Origin of the sequence: Pseudomonas borbori (genome assembly GCF_900115555.1) — a bacterium.
GTDB classification, from domain to species: Bacteria; Pseudomonadota; Gammaproteobacteria; order Pseudomonadales; family Pseudomonadaceae; genus Aquipseudomonas; species Aquipseudomonas borbori.
This window is the reverse complement of sequence record NZ_FOWX01000011.1, coordinates 36954-56828: the sequence shown is the minus strand read 5'-3', so window position 1 is coordinate 56828 and position 19875 is coordinate 36954. Positions and strand designations below refer to the sequence as shown.

Sequence of the window (19875 nt, the reverse complement as noted above, 5' to 3'; positions counted from 1 at the left end):
GGAGCATTGGCCATGACCACACAAACAGGACAACAGCACCCGATCAGCCTGTACCTGAAGATCTGGGGGCTGCTATTCGTCCTCAGCACCCTGTCCTACCTGGTCGACTACTTCCACTTCGCCGGTTATCTCAGGTGGTCGCTGATCATCACCTTCATGCTGCTGAAGGCCGGCCTGATCGTCGCCATTTTCATGCACATGGCCTGGGAGCGCCTGGCCATGGTCTACGCCATTCTGCTGCCGCCCCTGTGCCTGCTGGTGCTGGTGGGACTCATGGCCAGCGAGGCGGACTACATTTTCCTCAGCCGGGTGATCTTCTTCGGGCAAGGCACACCCACGGGATCGCCCTGATGATCCCGTGGGTGTGGCAATAGCAACTACGAGCAGGGGTTAGATCGTTCGTTTGAACTGATGCCATCTATGCAGCCAGGCCACGATCCAGTGCGGGGCTGCCGTTCCCGTTCCGGCAACCTTCAGCTTCGGATGATGGTTGACCACCTGCTCCAGCACGACTTCCTGCTCCGGTTCGACATCGACGAAAAAGACGTGCTTGCCCTCTTGCAACTTGTTCCTGAAACGGCGGAAGTGGGCATTGGGCACCTGGATACCGAAAAAGCCACCTTCCCAGGTACAGAACCCCAGCAGCACGATCGCCAGGAAGATAAAGGGCACCCATCCCGCCGCGGTTGCGGTCCAGCCCAGCAGGTAGGCGCCACCGAGAACCAGCGCGGCCAGTACCACACCGACAACCGCACCGATCTCCCCGGAGTGAACGACATCCTGCTTCATGAAGGAGGGTACATCGTGCAGGTGATGTCGCTCGACATCGGCATCCTTTTCGCTGAGCACATGAATCTGCTCGGTGCTGATGCCCTTGGCCTCCAACTCCTGCTCAACGGTTTCGAGTTCGTCGAGATTGTCACTGGTGTAATAGTGCCGATTCATGACCTGCCTCCCATCTCGCTTAGCTGCAGTCCACCATTGCCTCGATCAGTCGACAGTGACAGCCAGCGTCTTGCCTATGTAGACCCTAGACTTCTTCTTTCTCGACCATCTACAAGTATAGCATCGCGCAAAAAACACAAAATATCCAAAAGTCAAGGCATAAAATCAAAAACAACCCTGGACGCTCGGTTATAGAGCGCATGCCATCGATGAGGGGCATCACCGCGGCGAACGGACTATCTGACCGACGGAGCCATGCCGGCATATCCCGGGAGCCGACCGCACCAGCGCGACCCACCAGCTCGCCCCATATCGGCGCACAAACAAGCACCATGCGCCTTTTTACACCACCAAAAGGACGCCGCAGCTTCCACCTCCCCCGGTAAATCGCCGAATTCCCATGTTGGCTTGGCTCTTGCTAAAGCATTGCCATAGACAGCCAATGGCGGCTGTTCTCATGAACGACAAAGACGTCGCCTCACCCTCGCCCAGTGCGAATGGTGACGCGGCGTTTTTTAGTTTCTGCCCCACCGCCCGGGGCTGGCGGCCCCTTTGCGATCCAGAGGTTCCGCTTGTCGCTCTCTCAACCCAGCTGTGGCCTCGGCCGCAGGGCCTTGCACCACAAGTGCAATGCCTCCCCGGCGAGTGCGGCCGTCGTGTCCACGACCACGACGCACCGCACTAGGCCGGGATCCTTTTTGCTGACGAGGTATTCGATGAATAAAAGTTTCTGGAAAGCCGGCCACACTCCGACGCTGTTTGCTGCCTTCCTCTATTTCGACTTGAGTTTCATGGTCTGGTACGTGCTTGGGCCGCTGGCGGTGCAGATCGCCACCGATCTGGAGCTGACTGCGCAGCAACGCGGCCTGATGGTCGCCACGCCGATTCTGGCCGGCGCAGTACTGCGCTTTTTCATGGGCTTGCTGGCCGATCGGCTGTCGCCCAAAACCGCCGGCCTGGTGGGCCAGGTAGTGGTGATAACGGCACTGTTCTGCGCCTGGCAGATCGGCATCAGCAGTTATGAGCAAACCTTGTTGCTCGGCCTGTTCCTCGGCTTTGCCGGCGCCGCCTTTGCCGTCTCCCTGCCACTGGCCTCGCAGTGGTATCCGCCCGAGCACCAGGGTAAAGCCATGGGCATCGCCGGTGCGGGCAACTCCGGCACGGTACTGGCGGCGCTGTTCGCGCCCGGCCTGGCAGCCTTGTTCGGCTGGCAGAACGTGTTCGGCTGGGCCCTGATTCCGCTGCTACTCACCCTGCTGATCTTCGCCGCCCTGGCCAAGAATGCACCCGAACGGCCCAAGCCGAAATCCATGGCCGACTACCTCAAGGCCCTGGGTGACCGCGACAGCTGGTGGTTCATGTTCTTCTACAGCGTCACCTTCGGCGGCTTCATTGGCCTGGCCAGTGCACTGCCTGGTTATTTCAACGACCAGTACGGCCTCAATCCGGTGACCGCCGGCTACTATACGGCCGCCTGCGTCTGCGCCGGCAGCCTGATGCGCCCTCTTGGCGGCGCCCTGGCCGACCGCATCGGCGGTATCCGCTCCCTGCTGGTGATGTACAGCGTCGCCTCGCTGAGCATAGCCGCCGTCGGCTTCAACCTGTCCAGCTCAACGGTGGCACTGGCCCTGTTCGTGACTGCCATGCTCGGCCTGGGTGCAGGCAATGGTGCGGTGTTCCAGTTGGTGCCGCAGCGCTTTCGCCGCGAAATTGGCGTGATGACCGGCCTGATCGGCATGGCCGGCGGTATCGGCGGTTTCCTCCTGGCCGCAGGCCTGGGGGCGATCAAACAACAGACCGGCGACTATCAGTTGGCCCTGTGGTTTTTTGCCAGCCTCGGTGTACTGGCCTGGTTCGGCCTGTATAGCGTCAAACGTCGCTGGCGCACCACCTGGGGCTCGGCCGCAGTGACCGCCGCCCGCGTTTGATGGAAACTGCATAAGCGGCCGCTGGCTGGCGACCTGATCGCCAGCCAGCTGCTGCGCGCCCCACCAATCAACGGAGGGTTGAGGCAAAGGCGGGGCTGACTGGCAGAGTTGAATCGCACTGGTCAGGAACGATGGGTGAAACCGGCAACGGCCAACCCTGCAGCCATGCCCCGGCCCCGCCTTTGCCTCAACCCATCCTCTCAGGAAAAACCTCCATGGCCCTGCAACTCACCTTCGGCGAAGCCAGCGCTACCGGCCCGCGCCCAGAGAACCAGGACGCCATTCGCGTGGTGACCCCGGCTCCGGCCCTGGCGGCGAGCAAAGGCTATCTGTTCGCCCTGGCCGACGGTGTCAGCCAATGCGCCGACGGCGGCCTGGCCGCTCGAGCAACCCTGCAAGCGCTGGCCCTGGACTACTACGCCACCCCGGAAACCTGGGCGGTGGCGCAATCGCTGGATCGCCTGCTGGTCGCGCACAATCGCTGGCTGCAAGCCAATGGCGGCGGCCAACCGCTGCTGACCACCCTGACCGCCCTGGTCCTGCGCGGCCGGCGCTTCACCCTGGCGCATGTCGGCGACTGCCGCGCCTATCGCTGGCACGGCGGCCAACTCGAGCGCATCAGCGAAGACCACGTGTGGGAACAACAGGGCATGCAACATGTGCTCAAACGCGCCATGGGCCTGGACCAACACCTGGTGGTGGACTATCTGGACGGCGAACTGCGCGAGGGCGAAAGCTTCCTGATGGTCAGCGATGGCGTCTGGGCGACACTCGGCGACCCGGGCATCCAGCGCATCCTGCACGATGAGCAGGACCCCGCCGCCGCGACCCGCGCCCTGGTCAGCGCCGCTCACCTGGCCGGCAGCCAGGACAATGCCAGCGCCCTGCTGGTGCGGATCGAAGGCCTGCCGGAAAGCGCCCTGGCCGATACCCTGGCGCAACTCGAGCATTGGCCCTTGCCGCCCAAACTGCGCGAAGGCCAGGACTTCGAAGGCTGGCAGGTCGAGCGCTTGCTGGCCGAGTCGCGCCAGTCGCTGATCTACCGCGTGCGCGATGCTCAGGCCCGCCGCTGGCTGTTGAAGACCCTGCCCAGCAGTCGCGCCGACGAAGCGCAAGCCGGCCCTTCCCTGCTGCTCGAGGAATGGTTCCTGCGCCGGGTGGCCGGGCGCTACTTCGCCGAAGTCCATCCCCTGCCGCAACGCCAGCACCTGTACTACGTGCAGCGCGAATACGCCGGGCAGACCCTGGCCGAACAGGTGCGCCTGTCCGGCCCCCTCGGTTTGCCCGAGTGGCTGGATCTCGCCCCGCGCCTGGTCAGAGCCCTGGGCATGTTGCACCGGCGCAACATCCTGCACCGCGACATCAAGCCGGAAAACCTGTTATGGGGTGACGACGGCGAACTGCGCATGCTGGATTTCGGCCTGGCCTACTGCCCCGGCCTGTCCCGCGACGAGGCTCACGACCTGCCCGGCACCCCCAGCTACATTGCCCCGGAGGCCTTTACCGGCGCCGCACCCGGCGCCCAACACGACCTCTATGCTGCGGGCGTGACCCTCTATCACCTGCTCACCGGCCACTACCCCTATGGCGAGATCGAGGCCTTCCAGCATCCACGCTTCGCCAGCCCGACGCCGGCCAGTCGCTATCGCCCCGACCTGCCGAACTGGATCGACGAGAGCCTCAGCCGCGCCGTCAACGCCGACCCCAAGCAGCGTTACGAGACCGCCGAGGAGTGGCTGCTGGCCCTGGAGCAAGGCGAGCGCCAGTCCCTGAGCAGCAGGCCGCGCCCCTTGCTCGAGCGCGAGCCGGTGAAAGTCTGGCGCACCGTGGCCCTGGTGTCCTTACTCGTGAACCTGATCCTGCTGGTGCTACTGCTGAAGTAGTCCTGCAGACGCACCAGAAAAGCGCAACACGCCTTATACCGGTGCGACAAGACAGCCACACAGCCGCAAAAACCCGCTCTACCCCGCGGATATGCAGACATTTGCCAAGTTGGCACAAGCCCTGCATTGACATTGGCAAATTTCAATCAAGTGTCTCCTTCAACGATGAAGGCCGCACTTCCCGAGAAAACGGGACTTGGACAAAGGCGTCCTCGCTAGGTGACTAGCGGGACGCCTTTTTTGTTTTCCGGTTATGCGTGACGGTGAGGAACCATGAAAAAACTCAAGCTGGTAATGATCGGTAATGGCATGGCCGGAGTCCGTACCCTTGAAGAGCTGATCAAGCTCGCCCCGGACCTGTACGACATCAGCGTATTTGGGGCCGAGCCGCACCCGAACTACAACCGCATTCTGCTCTCCCCGGTACTGGCCGGCGAACAGACCTTCGAGGAAATCGTGCTCAACGACCTCAACTGGTATGCGCAGAACGGCATCAAGCTGCTGCTCGGGCGCAAAGTGGTGAAGATCGACCGCAAGGCCCGCGTGGTAGTAGCCGATGACGGCAGCGAAGCCGAATACGATCGCCTGCTCATCGCCACCGGTTCCAACCCGTTCATCCTGCCGATTCCCGGCAAGGACCTGGAGGGCGTGATCGGCTACCGCGATATCGCCGACACCCAGACGATGATGAACACCGCCAAGACCCACAAACATGCGGTGGTCATCGGCGGCGGCCTGCTCGGCCTGGAAGCGGCCAACGGCCTCAAGCTGCGCGGCATGGACGTGACCGTGGTGCATATCGGCGAGTGGCTGCTGGAACGCCAACTCGACGTCACCGCCGGGCGTTTGCTGCAGCAATCGCTGGAAGACCGTGGCCTGAAGTTCCTCCTGCCCAAGCACACCGCCGAATTGCTGGATAACGGCGAAGGCCGCGTCTGTGCGGTGAAGTTCAAGGACGGCGAGGTGATCCCCGCCGACCTGGTGGTGATGGCCGCCGGTATCCGCCCCAACAGCGAGCTGGCCGAGCAATCCGGGATCGCCTGCAACCGCGGCATCCTGGTCAACGACACCATGCAGACCTACGACCCGCGGGTTTATGCGATCGGCGAATGCGCCAGCCACCGTGGTATCGCCTACGGCCTGGTGGCGCCGCTGTTCGAGCAGGCCAAGGTCTGCGCCAACCACCTGGCCCAGCTCGGCTTCGCCCGTTACCAGGGCTCGGTGACCTCGACCAAGCTGAAAGTCACCGGCATCGACCTGTTCTCCGCCGGCGAATTCATGGGCGCCGAAGGCACCGAAACCATCACCCTGTCCGACCCGATCGGCGGCGTGTACAAGAAGCTGGTGATCAAAGACGACGTGCTTGTCGGCGCCTGCCTGTATGGCGACACCGCCGACGGCGGCTGGTACTTCCGGCAGATCCGCGAGAACCATAACGTCAGCGAGATCCGCGATCACCTGATGTTCGGCGAAAACGCCATCGGCGACGCCGGCCACCAGGGCCAGAGCAGCGCCGCCAACATGCCCGACGACATGGAAGTGTGCGGCTGCAACGGTGTGTGCAAGGGCACCATCGTCAAGGCCATTCAGGAAAACGGCCTGTTCAGCGTCGACGAGGTGAAGAAACACACCAAAGCCGCCAGTTCCTGCGGTTCCTGCGCCGGCCTGGTCGAGCAGATCCTGATCAATACCGTCGGCGGCGCGGCAGACGTCAAGCCCAAGAGCGAGAAGGCCATCTGCGGCTGCAGCGACCTCAATCATGGACAGATCCGCAAGGCGATCCGCGAAGAGCACCTGACCAGCCTGGCGCAGGCCATGGAGTTCCTCAACTGGAGCACTCCCAACGGCTGCGCCACCTGCCGCCCGGCGCTGAACTACTACCTGATTTCCACCTGGCCGGGCGAGGCCAAGGACGACCCGCAGTCGCGCCTGATCAACGAACGCGCCCACGCCAATATCCAGAAGGACGGCACCTACTCCGTTGTTCCACGCATGTGGGGCGGCGTGACCAACCCGTCCGAGCTGCGCCGCATCGCCGATGTCGCCGACAAGTACCAGGTGCCGATGGTCAAAGTCACCGGCGGTCAGCGCATCGACCTGCTGGGCATCAAGAAGGAAGACCTGCCGGGCGTGTGGAAGGATCTGGACATGCCGTCCGGCCACGCCTACGGCAAGTCCATCCGCACGGTGAAGACCTGTGTCGGCAGCGAGTTCTGCCGCTTCGGCACGCAGAACTCGACCCAGCTGGGCATCGACCTGGAGCACGACCTGTTCAACATGTGGTCGCCGCACAAGGTCAAGCTGGCGGTCTCCGGCTGCCCGCGCAACTGCGCCGAAGCCGGCATCAAGGACGTCGGCATCATCGGTGTGGACTCCGGCTGGGAGTTGTACATCGGCGGCAACGGCGGGATCAAGACCGAGGTGGCCGAGTTCTTCGTCAAGCTCAAGACCGCCGAGGAAGTGCGCGAATACAACGCCGCCTTCCTCCAGCTCTACCGCGAGGAAGCCTTCTATCTGGAGCGCACCGTGCACTACATGCAGCGCGTGGGCATGGAGCACATCAAGAAGGCGGTGCTGGAAGACGAAGCCAAGCGCAAGGCCCTGGCCGCGCGCCTGCAGTTCGCCCTGTCGTTCGAGCAGGACCCGTGGAAGGAGCGCATCGAACAGCCACAACTGAAGAAAGAATTCGACCGCATCAACGTCGCGCAACTCGAGGAGACCGCCGTATGAGCTGGCTGGATATCTGCGCCCTGGAAGAGATCAACGTACTCGGCTCGCGCATCGTCGCCAGCCCCAAAGGCGACATCGCGATCTTCCGCACCGCCGGCGATGAAGTGTTCGCCCTCGACGACCGCTGCCCGCACAAGGGCGGGCCACTGTCCCAGGGGCTGGTTTACGGCAAGCGGGTGGCCTGCCCGCTGCACAACTGGCAGATCGAACTGGAGTCCGGCGAAGCGGTGGCACCAGACGTCGGTTGCGCGCACCGGCATCAGGCCAAGGTCGAGAACGGCCGGGTACTGCTGTCCCTGAATACCGCCGAAAAGTGCGCCTAAGCCGTAGGGTGGAAGGCCACCCCGTGGAAAACCGCGAAGCGTTTTCCACCTATAAACCCGCGCATTGGTGGACAAGCAGAGCGCTGTCCACCTTACCCCTGTAGGAGCCGTGAATATGGCCAGCCAACCTCAAATCACCGCTTCGACCTGCTGCTACTGCGGCGTCGGCTGCGGCGTGCTGATCGAGCACGACGGCGAGCGCATCCTCGGCGTGAGCGGCGACCCGGAGCACCCAGCCAACCACGGCAAGCTGTGCAGCAAGGGCTCGACCCTGCACCTGACCGGCGACCTCGACGCCCGCGGCCTGTTCCCCGAACTGCGCCTGGGCAAGGGCCTGGCCCGCAGCCGCACCGACTGGGACAACGCCCTGGATCACGCGGCCAATCTCTTCGCCGAGACCATCCGCGAGCATGGCCCGGACAGCGTGGCCTTCTACATCTCAGGGCAATTGCTGACCGAGGATTACTACGCCTTCAACAAGCTGGCCCGCGCCCTGGTCGGCACCAACAACCTCGACAGCAACTCGCGCCTGTGCATGTCCTCGGCGGTGGTCGGTTACAAGCGCAGCCTCGGCGCCGACGCGCCGCCGTGCAACTACGAGGACATCGAGCAAAGCGACTGCGTCCTGATCGCCGGCAGCAACATGGCCTACGCCCACCCGGTGCTGTTTCGCCGCCTGGAGGAGGCCAAGGCCAAGCGGCCGGACATGCGCGTCATCGTCATCGACCCGCGGCGGACCGACACCTGCGAGCTGGCCGACCTGCACCTGGCGATCCTGCCGGGCACCGATGTCGCTCTGTTCCACGGCATCCTGCATATCCTGATGTGGGAAGGCTGGATTGACCGGCGCTTCATCGACCAGCACACCGACGGCTTCGACGCCCTCAAGACACTGGTGCGCGACTACAGCCCGGCGATGGTCAGCGAGCTGTGCGGCATATCCGTGGACGACCTGCAGAGCTGCGCACGCATGATCGGCAGCGCGCCGAGCTTCCTTTCGCTCTGGTGCATGGGCCTCAACCAGTCCAGCGCCGGCAGCGCCAAGAACAGCGCGCTGATCAACCTGCACCTGGCCACCGGGCAGATCGGCAAGCCCGGCGCAGGGCCGTTCTCCCTCACCGGCCAGCCGAATGCCATGGGCGGCCGCGAAACCGGCAGCCTGGCCAACCTGCTACCCGGCCATCGCGATGCCGCCAACGCCAGCCACCGCGCCCAGGTTGCCGAGTACTGGGGCGTCGACGCCCTGCCAGCAAGCACCGGCCTGAGCGCCATCGAACTGTTCGAAGCGGTGCGCGTCGGCAAGATCAAGGCGCTGTGGATCGCCTGTACCAACCCGGCGCAGTCCCTGCCCGACCAGAACAAGGTGCATGAGGCCCTGGCCGCCTGTCCTTTCGTGGTCGTGCAGGAGGCATTCTTCACCACCGAAACCTGCCACTATGCCGACCTGCTGCTGCCCGCCGCCAGCTGGGGCGAGAAGGAAGGCAGTGTGACCAACTCCGAGCGGCGCATCAGCCATGTGCGCCGCGCCGTGCCAGCGCCCGCAGAGGCGCGGCCGGATTGGGCGATCACCAGCGATTTCGCCCGTCGCCTAGAGAAACTGCTCCGCCCCGGCCTGCCCAGCCTGTTTGCCTTCGACAGTGCGCAGGCGCTGTTCGAGGAATACAAATACCTGACCGCTAATCGCGACCTCGATCTCTCGGGACTCAGCTACGCGATTCTGGACAACCAAGGTCCCCAGCAATGGCCGTTTCCGGTTGGCGCGAGCCACGGAACTCCACGGCTTTACCGCGACGGTCATTTCCCTACCGGCAACGGCCGCGCGCAGTTCCAGGCCGACCCCTATCGGCCGGCCAGGGAAAAGCGCGACGCCCGCTTTCCCTTGACCCTCAACACCGGCCGCCTGCGCGATCAGTGGCACGGCATGAGCCGCACCGGCACCGCCGCCCGTCTGTTCGGCCATGCTCCCGAGGCCGTACTCAGCCTGCACCCGGACGAACTGCGCCGCCAGCGCCTGCAAGCCGGCGATCTGGTCAAGGTGCGCAGCCGCCGCGGCAGCCTGATCGTTCCGGTCCAGGCCGACGACAGCGTGCGCTCCGGCCAGGCCTATTTGCCCATGCACTGGGGCAACCGCTTTCTCAAGGGTCTGGGTACCAATGTGCTGACCCTGCCGGACTTCGACCCGTTGTCCAAGCAGCCCGAACTCAAGCACGCCGGTGTCCAGGTGACAAAAGCCGAACTGCCCTGGCAGTTGTTCGCCCTGGTCGAGGGCAACGTGCAGATGCGCTTCGAGGCCCTGCGCCCGCTGTTCGAAGGGTTCGCCTACGCCAACCTCAGCCTCACCGGTCGCGAGCGCCCTGCCCTGATAATCAGCGCGGCCAGCACGGTGGCTCCCGATGCCGGATTGCTGGCGCAGATCGACCTGCTGCTCGGCGTCGAAAGCGGCCCGGTACTGGCCTACGACGATCCACGTCGTGCCGTGGGCAAGCGCGTGCGCATCGAGGACGGACGCATCGTCAGCATCCGCCTGGCCGGCGAGACTGCCGCCCGCGACTGGCTCAAGAGTCTCTGGAGCGAAGGCCAGGCCGATGCCGACCTGCGCCGTTGGCTGCTGGCGCCACTGTCCACCCCGCCGGGTGCTGCCGCCGGCAAGACAGTCGGCAAGACCCTGTGCAACTGCCTCAACGTCAGCGAAGACGCCGTGTGCAGCGGTATCGCCCGTGGTCTGGACCTCGACGGACTGAAGCAGGAACTGAAATGCGGTACCAGCTGCGGCTCCTGCGTAGCGGAAATCAAACGACTACTGGCCACCCAGCCAATAGCAGCGCACGCCTAACTGTAGACGAGGATTTCGATATGAGCGCAAAAGTCTGGCTGGTAGGCGCAGGTCCGGGCGACCCTGACCTGCTGACACTCAAGGCGGTGAAGGCACTGCGCCAGGCCGAGATCGTCATGATCGACGACCTGGTCAATCCGGCCGTACTGGAGCATTGCCCCGGTGCGCGCATCGTGCCGGTCGGCAAGCGCGGCGGTTGCCGCTCAACCCCGCAGGCCTTTATCCACCGCCTGATGCTGCGTTATGCGCGCCAGGGCAAGTGCGTGGTACGCCTGAAGGGCGGCGATCCGTGCATCTTCGGCCGCGGCAGCGAAGAAGTCGACTGGCTGCAACAGCACGGCATCGAGGTGGAGATGGTCAATGGCATCACCGCCGGCCTGGCCGGCGCCACCAACTGCGGTATTCCCCTGACCCTGCGCGGAGTGGCCCGCGGCGTGACCCTGGTCACCGCCCATACCCAGGACGACAGCACGCTGAACTGGCAAGCCCTGGCCCAGGGTGGCACCACCCTGGTGGTATACATGGGCGTGGCCAAGCTGTCGGACATCCGCGAAAGCCTGCTGGCCGGCGGCATGTCCGCCAACATGCCGGTGGCGATGATCGAAAACGCCTCGCTGCCGCAACAACGTGAATGCCGCAGCTCTCTCGCGACGATGCAACAAGATGCCCTGGCGTTCCAGCTGAAAAGCCCGGCCATCCTGGTGATTGGCGAAGTCGCAGGCGGACATCAAGTCCGGGCCATGGCCGCGACTGCCTGAGTTCTTGCCCGGCCCGCGCTGGGCTTTTTCCTGGACAAAGAAAAACCCGGCCGAGGCCGGGTTTTTCCTTGCAGCTTAAGGCCTGTTACTGGACTTGAGCTTCTACCTGGGCTTCAACGCGGCGGTTGATGGCACGGCCCGACTCAGTTGCGTTGTCGGCAACCGGCTGAGTTTCGCCATAACCAGCGGCGTTCACCCGCTGACCTTCCACACCGTACTGGTTGACCAGCACTTCACGCACAGCGCTCGCACGCTTCTCGGACAGCTGCTGGTTGTAGGCGTCAGTACCTACGGAGTCAGTGTGACCTTCAACAGTGGTGCTGGTCTGCGGGTACTGGTTCATGAAGTCGGCCAGGTTCTTGATATCGCCATAGCTTTCTTCTTTGACTTGGGCCTTGTCGAAGTCGAATTTCACGTCCAGCTCGACGCGCACGACCTGGGCTGGCTCTTCGGCAACCGGAGCCGGCTCTGGCATCGGCTCTGGAGCTGCGGCCACAACCGGTGCAGGCTTGCTGCCACCACCGAAGTTCATGCCAACACCGACGCTTGGAGCCCACTCGGTGTCGCCCTGATCGATGTTGTACTGAGCCTCAACGCCAGCACGAGCATAGAGATTTTCGGTGATGAAGTACTTGGCACCGCCGCCAACGTTGGCAAAGGTGGAGCCGTTACGGCCGCTGCGACCGGTTTGACCGATGCTCTGATCCGAGAAACCGGCAGAGACGTAAGGACGCAGCGCGTCACCGGCATTGTTGAAGTGATACAGCGCATCGAGGGCGGTGTTCGAGCCTTTGATGTTGCGACCGTCTTCGCCACGAGCGTTGTGTACTTCGTCATAGGCCAGACGCAATTCAACGTCATCGGTCAGGTAGTAACCGATGCTGCCGCCGAACAGATTACCGTTGTTCTTGAAGTCACGGGCGCTGTCGAAGATTTCCTTCTTGGCAAAGCCCTCTACTTCAACCGCGCCTTGGCCTTGAGCCAGAGCGCCAAAAGAAGCCGATGCCAGCACAGAACTAATGACAACGCCCAAAGTGTTTTTAAATTTCATCCGTAAATCCCCATCATGGTGGCCAGTAAATTGTCTAATGAACAAGACAACCAGCCGGCGATTCTAGCAGAACTGCTCCAGGTGTTAGAGAGCGTTCTATATATTTAAGTTTCAAGATTGCCCGAAAATTTTTCCCGCAAGCGGTCGAGCGCGCGCTTGTAGCGCATCTTGGTGGCGCTCAGGCCCATGTGCATGATGTCGGCAATCTCTTGAAACTCCAGTTCTGCGACAAAGCGCAGCACCAGGATTTCCCGATCGATGGGATTGACATGCACCAGCCAACGGTCCAGACCACCCCGCTCCTCGACTTTAGGCATCTTTTCTTCAGATGCCTCTTCCAATGGATCCAGACTCAATGCATCCATCAGACGGCGCTTGCGCCGTTCTTTGCGGTACTGGGTAATACATTCGTTATAGGTAATGCTGTACAGCCAGGTTTTAAACTTCGATTTACCTTCGAAACTTTTTAAACCATAAAGAACCTTGAGCATCACCTCTTGACAAACATCGTCGGCATCGCGCTCGCTCCCCAAATAACGCGCACAGACATTGAACAACGTGCGCTGGTAACGACGCATCAGCTCTTCGTAGGCACGCGTGACGTGAAAAAGCTCGCCATGCGCGCGCGCCACGAGCTCCTCATCCGAGAGTTCGCGGGGGTCATAGCGCAAGGACAGCGGTAGGGCTTTATTCAAAACGAGTCAGGCCGACAGTCGGGACGGAGGCTGCCAACGCCTGATGCATCAGGCGTTGGCTTGGCGGCATAGATTAGCAGGATTGGCGCGTTAGCGACTGCTTACCCGCTGCTCGAGCAGGGTGCGATTGGCCACCGAGACCAACTCGCCAGCATCGGTCAGCAGGGTAGTCTTGACCGTACCTATTTCCTCGATCTGCCCTTCGACCTCACCGACCTGGACTTGTTGCCCGACCTGGTACAACTCGCGCACATAAATCCCGGCGAGAATCTGCCCGGCGATTTCCCGACTGCCCAACCCCAGCGCCAGTGCGGCAGCCAGGCCTACCGAAATCAGCACGATGGCGATGACGTTGTTCAGCAGGTCGGTCTTGATCTCCAGCTGGCCGATGGCCACCGAAATACTGATGATGATCACCAGCCCCTGGGCGATGCGCCCCAGGCCATGGGCGTAATCGAGACCGACGCCCTCCGCCGCCCCGCGCACCAGCCCGCTGACCAACTGCGCCAGCAGCACACCGGCCAGCAGAACCAGCGCGGCACCGAAGACCTTGGGCAGATACAGGGCGAGCACGTCGAGGGTTGCAGAAACCCGCTCCAGGCCCAGCGACTCGGCCGCCGACACCAGAAAAATCAGCAATACAAACCAGTAGACGATCTTGCCGATCAAGGTCGACACCGGCACCTGGATACCGCCACGGCCGAGCAACTTGGTCAGCCCGGTGCCCGCCATCAGGCGATCCAGACCGATCTTGCCGAGCAATTTGGAGAGCAAGGTATCGAGCAGCTTGGCCACGACAAAGCCGAGCAGCACCAGGATCAATGCCACGAACAGGTTCGGAATGAAGCCGGCCACTTTGGTCCAGAGCGCGGTCATCGCGGCTATCAGGCTTTGGGTCCAGGGATCGAGTTCCATTTCAGTCAGCCTTATCAGTAGAACGGGAGGAGTCAGGAGAACCTGTGCGGATGCCGCGACGGGAGACCGGCGCGACATGGGCCGAGCCGCTATTCAGGGCGATCATCAGCGCGCCGAGCCAATGGCCCATGAGCGCGAACAGATCGCCCGCGCCGACCTGGCGGTTGGCAGTCTTCAGTACGCGGTGCAGACAAGCGTCGTCGTCGTGATCGGACGCGCCGGACTTGAGCATATCGCGTAGGGATTCTTCAAATGGATCGTGCATGACGCACCTCACAGGACGTCTCGGCTAGACGAGGCCAACCCGGGGCAAGTCACATCAGGCCCAGCGCAGACGGCGCAGCAACCACCACTGTCCCAAGGCAAGCACCAGCATGATCAAGCAGGCGATCAGGAAGCCGTAGGGGCTCTCGGCGCCGGGAATGCCGCCGACATTGATACCCAGCAGGCCGGTGAGGAAGCTCATCGGCAGAAACACCCCGGTAATGATGGCGAAGCGGTACATGATGCGGTTCATGCGCTGATCCATGCGCCGGTTTTCCGCCTCCAGCAGCAGACCGACCCGCTCGCGACTGAGCTCCAGTTCTTCCAGGTAGCGGGTCAGACGGTTGTGCAGTTCGTTCCAGTAGCCCGGGTCGTCGGCGAGGAACCAGGGCTGCTGCTTGCGCGTCAGCTGCGCGTAGATTTCACTCTGCGGGGCGAGAAAGCGGCGCAGACCGGCAGCCCGCCGCCGCACTTGCAGCAGCTGGGCGTGATCCGGCACGGCGTGCTCATCGGCATCGACCCGCTCTTCCTGCTCGTCGACCCGCTCGGACAACTCGGCCACCAGGGCATCGACCTTGTCGGTCAGGTAGTCGGCGAGGACCAGGATCAGCTCCGACGACGTTTTCGGCCCACGACCGGCGGCGAGGTCGGCGATCAGGTTCTCGGTCGCGCGCAATGGACGCAGGCGCAAGGAAATGACCCGCCGCGCAGCGGCGAAGATGCGCACCGATACCATGTCCTCCGGCTCGGCGCCGGGGTTGAGATTGACCCCGCGAAGAAACAGCAGCAGCGCCTCATCCGGCAGGGGCAGCAGGCGCGGCCGGGTATTTTCCTCCAGCAGCAAATCGCAGGCGAATTCACTCAAGCCGCTTTCGCGGCGCAGCCAATGCTGGGTCTGCGGGTGACTGCGATCCCAGTGCAACCACAGGCTTTCCTGCTCGGCCAGCTCGAGGCCGGCCAACTGCTCTTGAGCGATGGCGCGCGCACCGCCCGCGCCATCCAGAACAAAAGCATGCACCAGACCCCATGACGTGTTGTCTTGCTCGCGCATCCCTACTCCCGACGCTGCTTATTCCGGCATTTTCAGCGCGGCAGGCGCAATGATGATGCCGTTATTGTCGGCATACAGGTATTCGCCCGGGCGGAAAGTCACCCCACCAAAGGTCACCGCTACATTGAGATCGCCGATACCGCGCTTGTCGGTCTTCATCGGGTGGCTGGCCAACGCCTGGATGCCGAGCTCGGTCTGCGCCAAGACATCGACATCACGCACGCAGCCGTAGATCACCAGCCCTTCCCAGCCATTCTTCGCGGCTTTTTCCGCGAGCATGTCGCCGAGCAGGGCGCGGCGCATGGAGGCCCCACCGTCGACCACCATCACCTTGCCCTTGCCCGGTTGCTCGACCTGCTCCTTGACCAGCGAGTTGTCTTCGAAGCACTTGATGGTGACGATCTCGCCGCCGAAGGAATCGCGGCCGCCAAAATTGCTGAACATCGGCTCTACGACCTGTACCAGCTCCGGGTAGGCGTCACACAAATCCGGGGTGATGTAATGCATAGGGGAAACTCCTTGTTGACTAGACATTGAAAATCAGCCTTCACGGACCGCAGCCTGCGCGATCAGCGCATAGGTCATGGGCAGTGGCCCCTGATGTATGACAGTGGGCTCGTGCCAGGGTGCCCCGGTCTGGACAGAGGCTCTGCAGAACGACAAACACCACGCACAGAATACCAGCGGAGAACCACTCGGCAGCATATTAGCGGTATCACTGCCCAGGAGGAACGCCCGGCCCCCGCTCAAGCGCAGCCCTTTTCAGCTGGCCGACGTTATCCTGGGTATTGTCCAACCAGCGCGCCACCAGCGGCCATACCTCGAGTTGCGCTTCTTTGCTGACCAGCATCTCGACATGGCCGAAATCGCTGGCGAAGCCGTTTTCCTTGCCCACACAAAGAAACTCGCTGAGCGGTGAGCCAAACTGCTCGAGCAGCTTGCGGCAGGCCCACGGCGGATCCTGCCGGTCACCCGCTGCCGCTACCGCCAATAGAGGAACCCGCACCTCGGCCAGGCCCGCCCACCAATCGCGCTCGGTATCGCCAAAGCGGCCAAACAGACCATGCCAGCGCAAGCTCTCCAATGCCAGGCCGATCGGCTCATCTTCCGGCCCACGCTTGAGCCGGCTGCCGGACAAGACGGAAAACCGCTTGAGCAGGAAACGGCCGCCCCACTCCACCGGCGGCGCTTTCAGCGGCCAGTAGGTGCGACTGATCTGGCTGCCGAACAAGGCCACCGACGCCACTCGATCCTGGTCGAGATAATGCCCGCCCAGCGCCCCGGCGAGGGTGATACCACCCAGCGAATGGCCGATCCAGTGGGCCGCTTGCGGGTTCTGTTCATGGACGAAGTCGGCAATCGCCGGCAAATCGTAGCGCACGTAGTCGCTGACGCGGTTGTGCCGGTACCCCTTGTTACGCGGCGACAGCCCATGCCCGCGCATTTCGGCGATCCACACATCGAAGCCGGCACGCGCCAGGTAAGGGCCCAGACCGAGTCCCTTGGGCGAATACCAGAAGCGTCGATTGGAGAAACTGCCGTGCAACAAGATCACCGGCACGCCGCGCCTGCCTCGATCAGCCGCCACCCCCAAACGGGTCAGAGCCAGCTCGACCGTGGCATCCGGGCTGTTGCCGGGCTTGAGGCGATAGACATCCTCGCTCAAGTCAAAACGAAATTCCGCGCCGATCAAGGCGACGGGGAAAAGCTCGCTGCTGCTTTGCATCTTCTTCGCTCTGGTACAAAAAATTGCCGGGAGCAATTTTTCACGCCGCTAGCGACCGCCCGGAGGGTAGTCGCCAGGGATGGCAGACCACAAAAACGCCAGGAGCGTTTTTGCGCGCAAGCCCCGGAGGGGTGAAGCACATGGATGTGTCGAACACAAAAATGCCGGGAGCATTTTTGCGCGCAAGCCCCGAAGGGGTGAAGCACATGGATGTGCTGAACACAAAAAAGGGCAGGATCAACCTGCCCTTGAAGCAAAAGGTTAACGGCAGATCAGGCTGGCTGACCTTCCGCCAGGAAGAACCAGGTATCCAATACCGAATCCGGGTTCAGCGACACGCTTTCGATGCCCTGCTCCATCAGCCAGCGCGCCAGATCCGGATGGTCCGAAGGACCCTGACCGCAGATGCCGATGTATTTGCCGGCCTTGTTGCAGGCCTGGATGGCGTTGCTCAGCAGCTTCTTCACCGCCGGATTGCGCTCATCGAACAGATGGGCAACGATGCCGGAGTCGCGGTCCAGGCCCAGGGTCAGCTGGGTCAGGTCGTTGGAACCGATCGAGAAGCCGTCGAAGAACTCGAGGAATTCTTCGGCCAGAATCGCGTTGGACGGCAGCTCGCACATCATGATGATGCGCAGCCCGTTCTCGCCGCGCTTGAGGCCATTGCTGGCCAGCAGGTCGACCACCTGGCTGGCTTCGCCGAGGGTGCGCACGAAAGGCACCATGATCTCGACGTTGGTCAGACCCATCTCGTTGCGCACCTTCTTCATCGCCCGGCATTCCAGCTCGAAGCAATCGCGGAAGGATTCGCTGATGTAGCGCGAGGCGCCACGGAAGCCGAGCATCGGGTTCTCTTCTTCCGGCTCGTAGAGTTTGCCGCCGATCAGGTTGGCGTATTCGTTGGACTTGAAGTCGGACAGGCGCACGATGACCTTCTTCGGCCAGAAGGCCGCCGCCAGGGTGCTGATGCCTTCGACCAGCTTCTCGACGTAGAAATTGACCGGGTCGTCGTAACCGGCGATGCGCTTCTCGACGCTGTCCTTGATTTCCGGCGGCAAGCCGGCGAAGTTCAGCAGCGCCTTGGGGTGCACGCCGATCATGCGGTTGATGATGAATTCCAGGCGCGCCAGACCCACACCGGCATTCGGCAGCTGGGCGAAGTCGAAGGCGCGATCGGGGTTACCGACGTTCATCATGATCTTGAACGGCAGATCGGGCATGGCGTCGACCGAGTTCTTGCGGATGTCGAAACCCAGTTCGCCCTCGAAGATGAAACCGGTGTCGCCCTCGGCGCAGGATACGGTGACCCCCTGACCATCTTGCAATACGTGGGTGGCATTGCCACAACCGACCACCGCCGGGATACCCAGTTCGCGCGCGATGATCGCCGCGTGGCAGGTACGCCCGCCACGGTTGGTAACGATGGCGCTGGCGCGCTTCATCACCGGTTCCCAGTCCGGGTCGGTCATGTCGGAAACCAGCACGTCGCCGGCCTGCACCTTGTCCATCTCGGCGATATCGTTGATCACCCGCACCTTGCCGGCGCCGATCTTCTGGCCAATGGCGCGGCCCTCGACCAGCACGGTGCCGGTTTCCTTGAGCAGGTAGCGTTCCATCACATTGACGTTGGTGCGGCTTTTCACCGTCTCGGGGCGGGCCTGGACGATATACAGCTTGCCGTCATCGCCGTCTTTGGCCCATTCGATGTCCATCGGCCGGCCGTAGTGCTTCTCGATGATCATGGCCTGCTTGGCCAGTTCGCTGACTTCGGCATCGGTCAGGCAGAAGCGCGCGCGCTCGGCGCGGTCGACATCGACCACCTTGACCGACTTGCCGGCCTTGGCTTCGTCGCCGTAGACCATCTTGATCGCCTTGCTGCCCAGGTTGCGGCGCAGGATCGCCGGGCGCCCGGCCTCGAGGGTCTGCTTGTGCACATAGAATTCGTCGGGATTGACCGCACCCTGTACCACGGTCTCGCCGAGACCGTAGGCACCGGTGATGAACACCACGTCGCGGAAACCCGATTCGGTGTCGAGGGTGAACATGACCCCGGCGGTGCCGGTTTCCGAACGCACCATGCGCTGCACGCCAGCGGACAGGGCGACCAGCTTGTGATCGAAGCCCTGATGCACGCGGTAGGAGATGGCGCGGTCGTTGAACAGCGAGGCGAATACTTCCTTGGCCGCGCGGATCACGTTGTCGACGCCGCGGATGTTCAGAAAGGTTTCCTGCTGGCCGGCGAAGGAAGCATCCGGCAAGTCTTCGGCGGTAGCCGAGGAACGCACGGCGACGGCCATATGCTCATTGCCGTCGGCCATGGCGGCGAAGGCGGTGCGAATTTGCGCATCCAGTTCGGCCGGGAAAGGCGCGTCCATCACCCATTGGCGGATCTGCGCACCGGTCTTGGCCAGAGCGTTGACGTCGTCGACATCGAGGGCGTCCAGCGCCGCATGGATCTGCGCATTCAGGCCGCTCTGCTCGAGAAAGTCGCGGTAGGCCTGGGCGGTAGTGGCGAAACCACCGGGAACCGATACACCGGCACCGGCAAGGTTGCTGATCATCTCGCCCAGGGAGGCGTTCTTGCCCCCTACGTGCTCAACATCATGATTGCCGAGCTTATCGAGGGAAACTACGTACTCTACCAAGGTGATCTCTCCACTAAAGTGTTGGAAAAGCTCAGAACAGACTCTCCAGGGGCTGGGAAGCTCGGCCGATTGTGGCCGGGCCCTGGAAAATAAGTAACAATGCAGCCACTTCCGGCCTGCAAAAGCGG

Annotated in this window: 16 protein-coding genes; 7 read left to right on the top strand and 9 right to left on the bottom strand. The window is 62.7% G+C overall.

Translation table 11 applies throughout. The features are described 5' to 3' along the window. Positions 1–12: 12 nt before the first annotated feature. Complete coding sequence (locus BM315_RS10250; RefSeq protein ID WP_090500542.1) at positions 13–351, top strand: cytochrome C oxidase subunit IV family protein; 339 nt, start codon at positions 13–15, stop codon at positions 349–351. A 39-nt stretch (positions 352–390) separates the two neighbouring features. On the opposite strand, the gene BM315_RS10245 is transcribed toward BM315_RS10250, so the two are convergent. Next, positions 391–945 carry a hypothetical protein gene (locus BM315_RS10245; protein ID WP_090500540.1) on the bottom strand — a complete coding sequence of 185 codons (555 nt, stop codon included), beginning with the start codon at positions 943–945 and terminating at the stop codon, positions 391–393. A 716-nt stretch (positions 946–1661) separates the two neighbouring features. Between BM315_RS10245 and BM315_RS10240 the strand changes: the two genes are divergently transcribed. The 6 genes from BM315_RS10240 (at position 1662) to cobA (ending at position 11400) form a co-directional block, all read left to right on the top strand. Beyond that, positions 1662–2873, top strand: a complete 1212-nt coding sequence (locus BM315_RS10240; protein ID WP_090500538.1) for a nitrate/nitrite transporter — start codon at positions 1662–1664, stop codon at positions 2871–2873. Positions 2874–3088: 215 nt separating this feature from the next. Next, positions 3089–4756: a bifunctional protein-serine/threonine kinase/phosphatase gene (locus BM315_RS10235; RefSeq protein WP_090500536.1), complete on the top strand. Its 1668-nt coding sequence runs from the start codon at positions 3089–3091 to the stop codon at positions 4754–4756. 273 nt (positions 4757–5029) lie between these two features. Next, positions 5030–7486: a nitrite reductase large subunit NirB gene (nirB, locus tag BM315_RS10230; protein ID WP_090500535.1), complete on the top strand. Its 2457-nt coding sequence runs from the start codon at positions 5030–5032 to the stop codon at positions 7484–7486. Beyond that, positions 7483–7809 (top strand): nitrite reductase small subunit NirD, encoded by a 327-nt coding sequence (gene nirD / locus BM315_RS10225; RefSeq protein WP_090500533.1) that lies wholly within the window; start codon positions 7483–7485, stop codon positions 7807–7809. Before nirB ends, nirD begins: the two co-directional genes overlap by 4 nt. Positions 7810–7924: 115 nt before the next feature. Continuing rightward, positions 7925–10642: a nitrate reductase gene (locus BM315_RS10220; RefSeq protein ID WP_090500531.1), complete on the top strand. Its 2718-nt coding sequence runs from the start codon at positions 7925–7927 to the stop codon at positions 10640–10642. 20 nt (positions 10643–10662) lie between these two features. Then, positions 10663–11400 carry a uroporphyrinogen-III C-methyltransferase gene (gene cobA / locus BM315_RS10215; protein ID WP_090500528.1) on the top strand — a complete coding sequence of 246 codons (738 nt, stop codon included), beginning with the start codon at positions 10663–10665 and terminating at the stop codon, positions 11398–11400. Between the two features lie 85 nt (positions 11401–11485). Here cobA and BM315_RS10210 read toward each other — a convergent pair whose 3' ends face one another. The 8 genes from BM315_RS10210 to ppsA form a co-directional block, all read right to left on the bottom strand. Next, positions 11486–12451: an OmpA family protein gene (locus tag BM315_RS10210; protein ID WP_090500526.1), complete on the bottom strand. Its 966-nt coding sequence runs from the start codon at positions 12449–12451 to the stop codon at positions 11486–11488. A 104-nt stretch (positions 12452–12555) separates the two neighbouring features. Beyond that, positions 12556–13146 (bottom strand): RNA polymerase sigma factor SigX, encoded by a 591-nt coding sequence (gene sigX, locus BM315_RS10205; protein WP_090500524.1) that lies wholly within the window; start codon positions 13144–13146, stop codon positions 12556–12558. A 90-nt stretch (positions 13147–13236) separates the two neighbouring features. Continuing rightward, positions 13237–14061 carry a mechanosensitive ion channel family protein gene (locus BM315_RS10200; RefSeq protein ID WP_090500522.1) on the bottom strand — a complete coding sequence of 275 codons (825 nt, stop codon included), beginning with the start codon at positions 14059–14061 and terminating at the stop codon, positions 13237–13239. A gap of 1 nt (position 14062) precedes the next feature. Further along, entirely contained in the window at positions 14063–14326 is a 264-nt protein-coding gene (locus BM315_RS10195; protein ID WP_090500520.1) for a CrfX protein, read from the bottom strand. 54 nt (positions 14327–14380) lie between these two features. Continuing rightward, on the bottom strand, positions 14381–15376 hold the full coding sequence (locus BM315_RS10190; RefSeq protein ID WP_090500518.1) for a zinc transporter ZntB: 996 nt from the start codon (positions 15374–15376) through the stop codon (positions 14381–14383). An 18-nt stretch (positions 15377–15394) separates the two neighbouring features. After that, the gene (gene rraA / locus BM315_RS10185; RefSeq protein WP_090500516.1) at positions 15395–15883 is read right to left on the bottom strand and encodes a ribonuclease E activity regulator RraA; all 489 of its coding nucleotides are present in this window, start codon (positions 15881–15883) and stop codon (positions 15395–15397) included. A 208-nt stretch (positions 15884–16091) separates the two neighbouring features. Beyond that, complete coding sequence (locus tag BM315_RS10180) at positions 16092–17102, bottom strand: alpha/beta fold hydrolase (RefSeq protein ID WP_090500514.1); 1011 nt, start codon at positions 17100–17102, stop codon at positions 16092–16094. Between the two features lie 272 nt (positions 17103–17374). Further along, positions 17375–19747, bottom strand: coding sequence for a phosphoenolpyruvate synthase (ppsA, locus tag BM315_RS10175; protein ID WP_090500512.1), 2373 nt, complete (start codon positions 19745–19747; stop codon positions 17375–17377). Between the last annotated feature and the right edge of the window lie 128 nt (positions 19748–19875).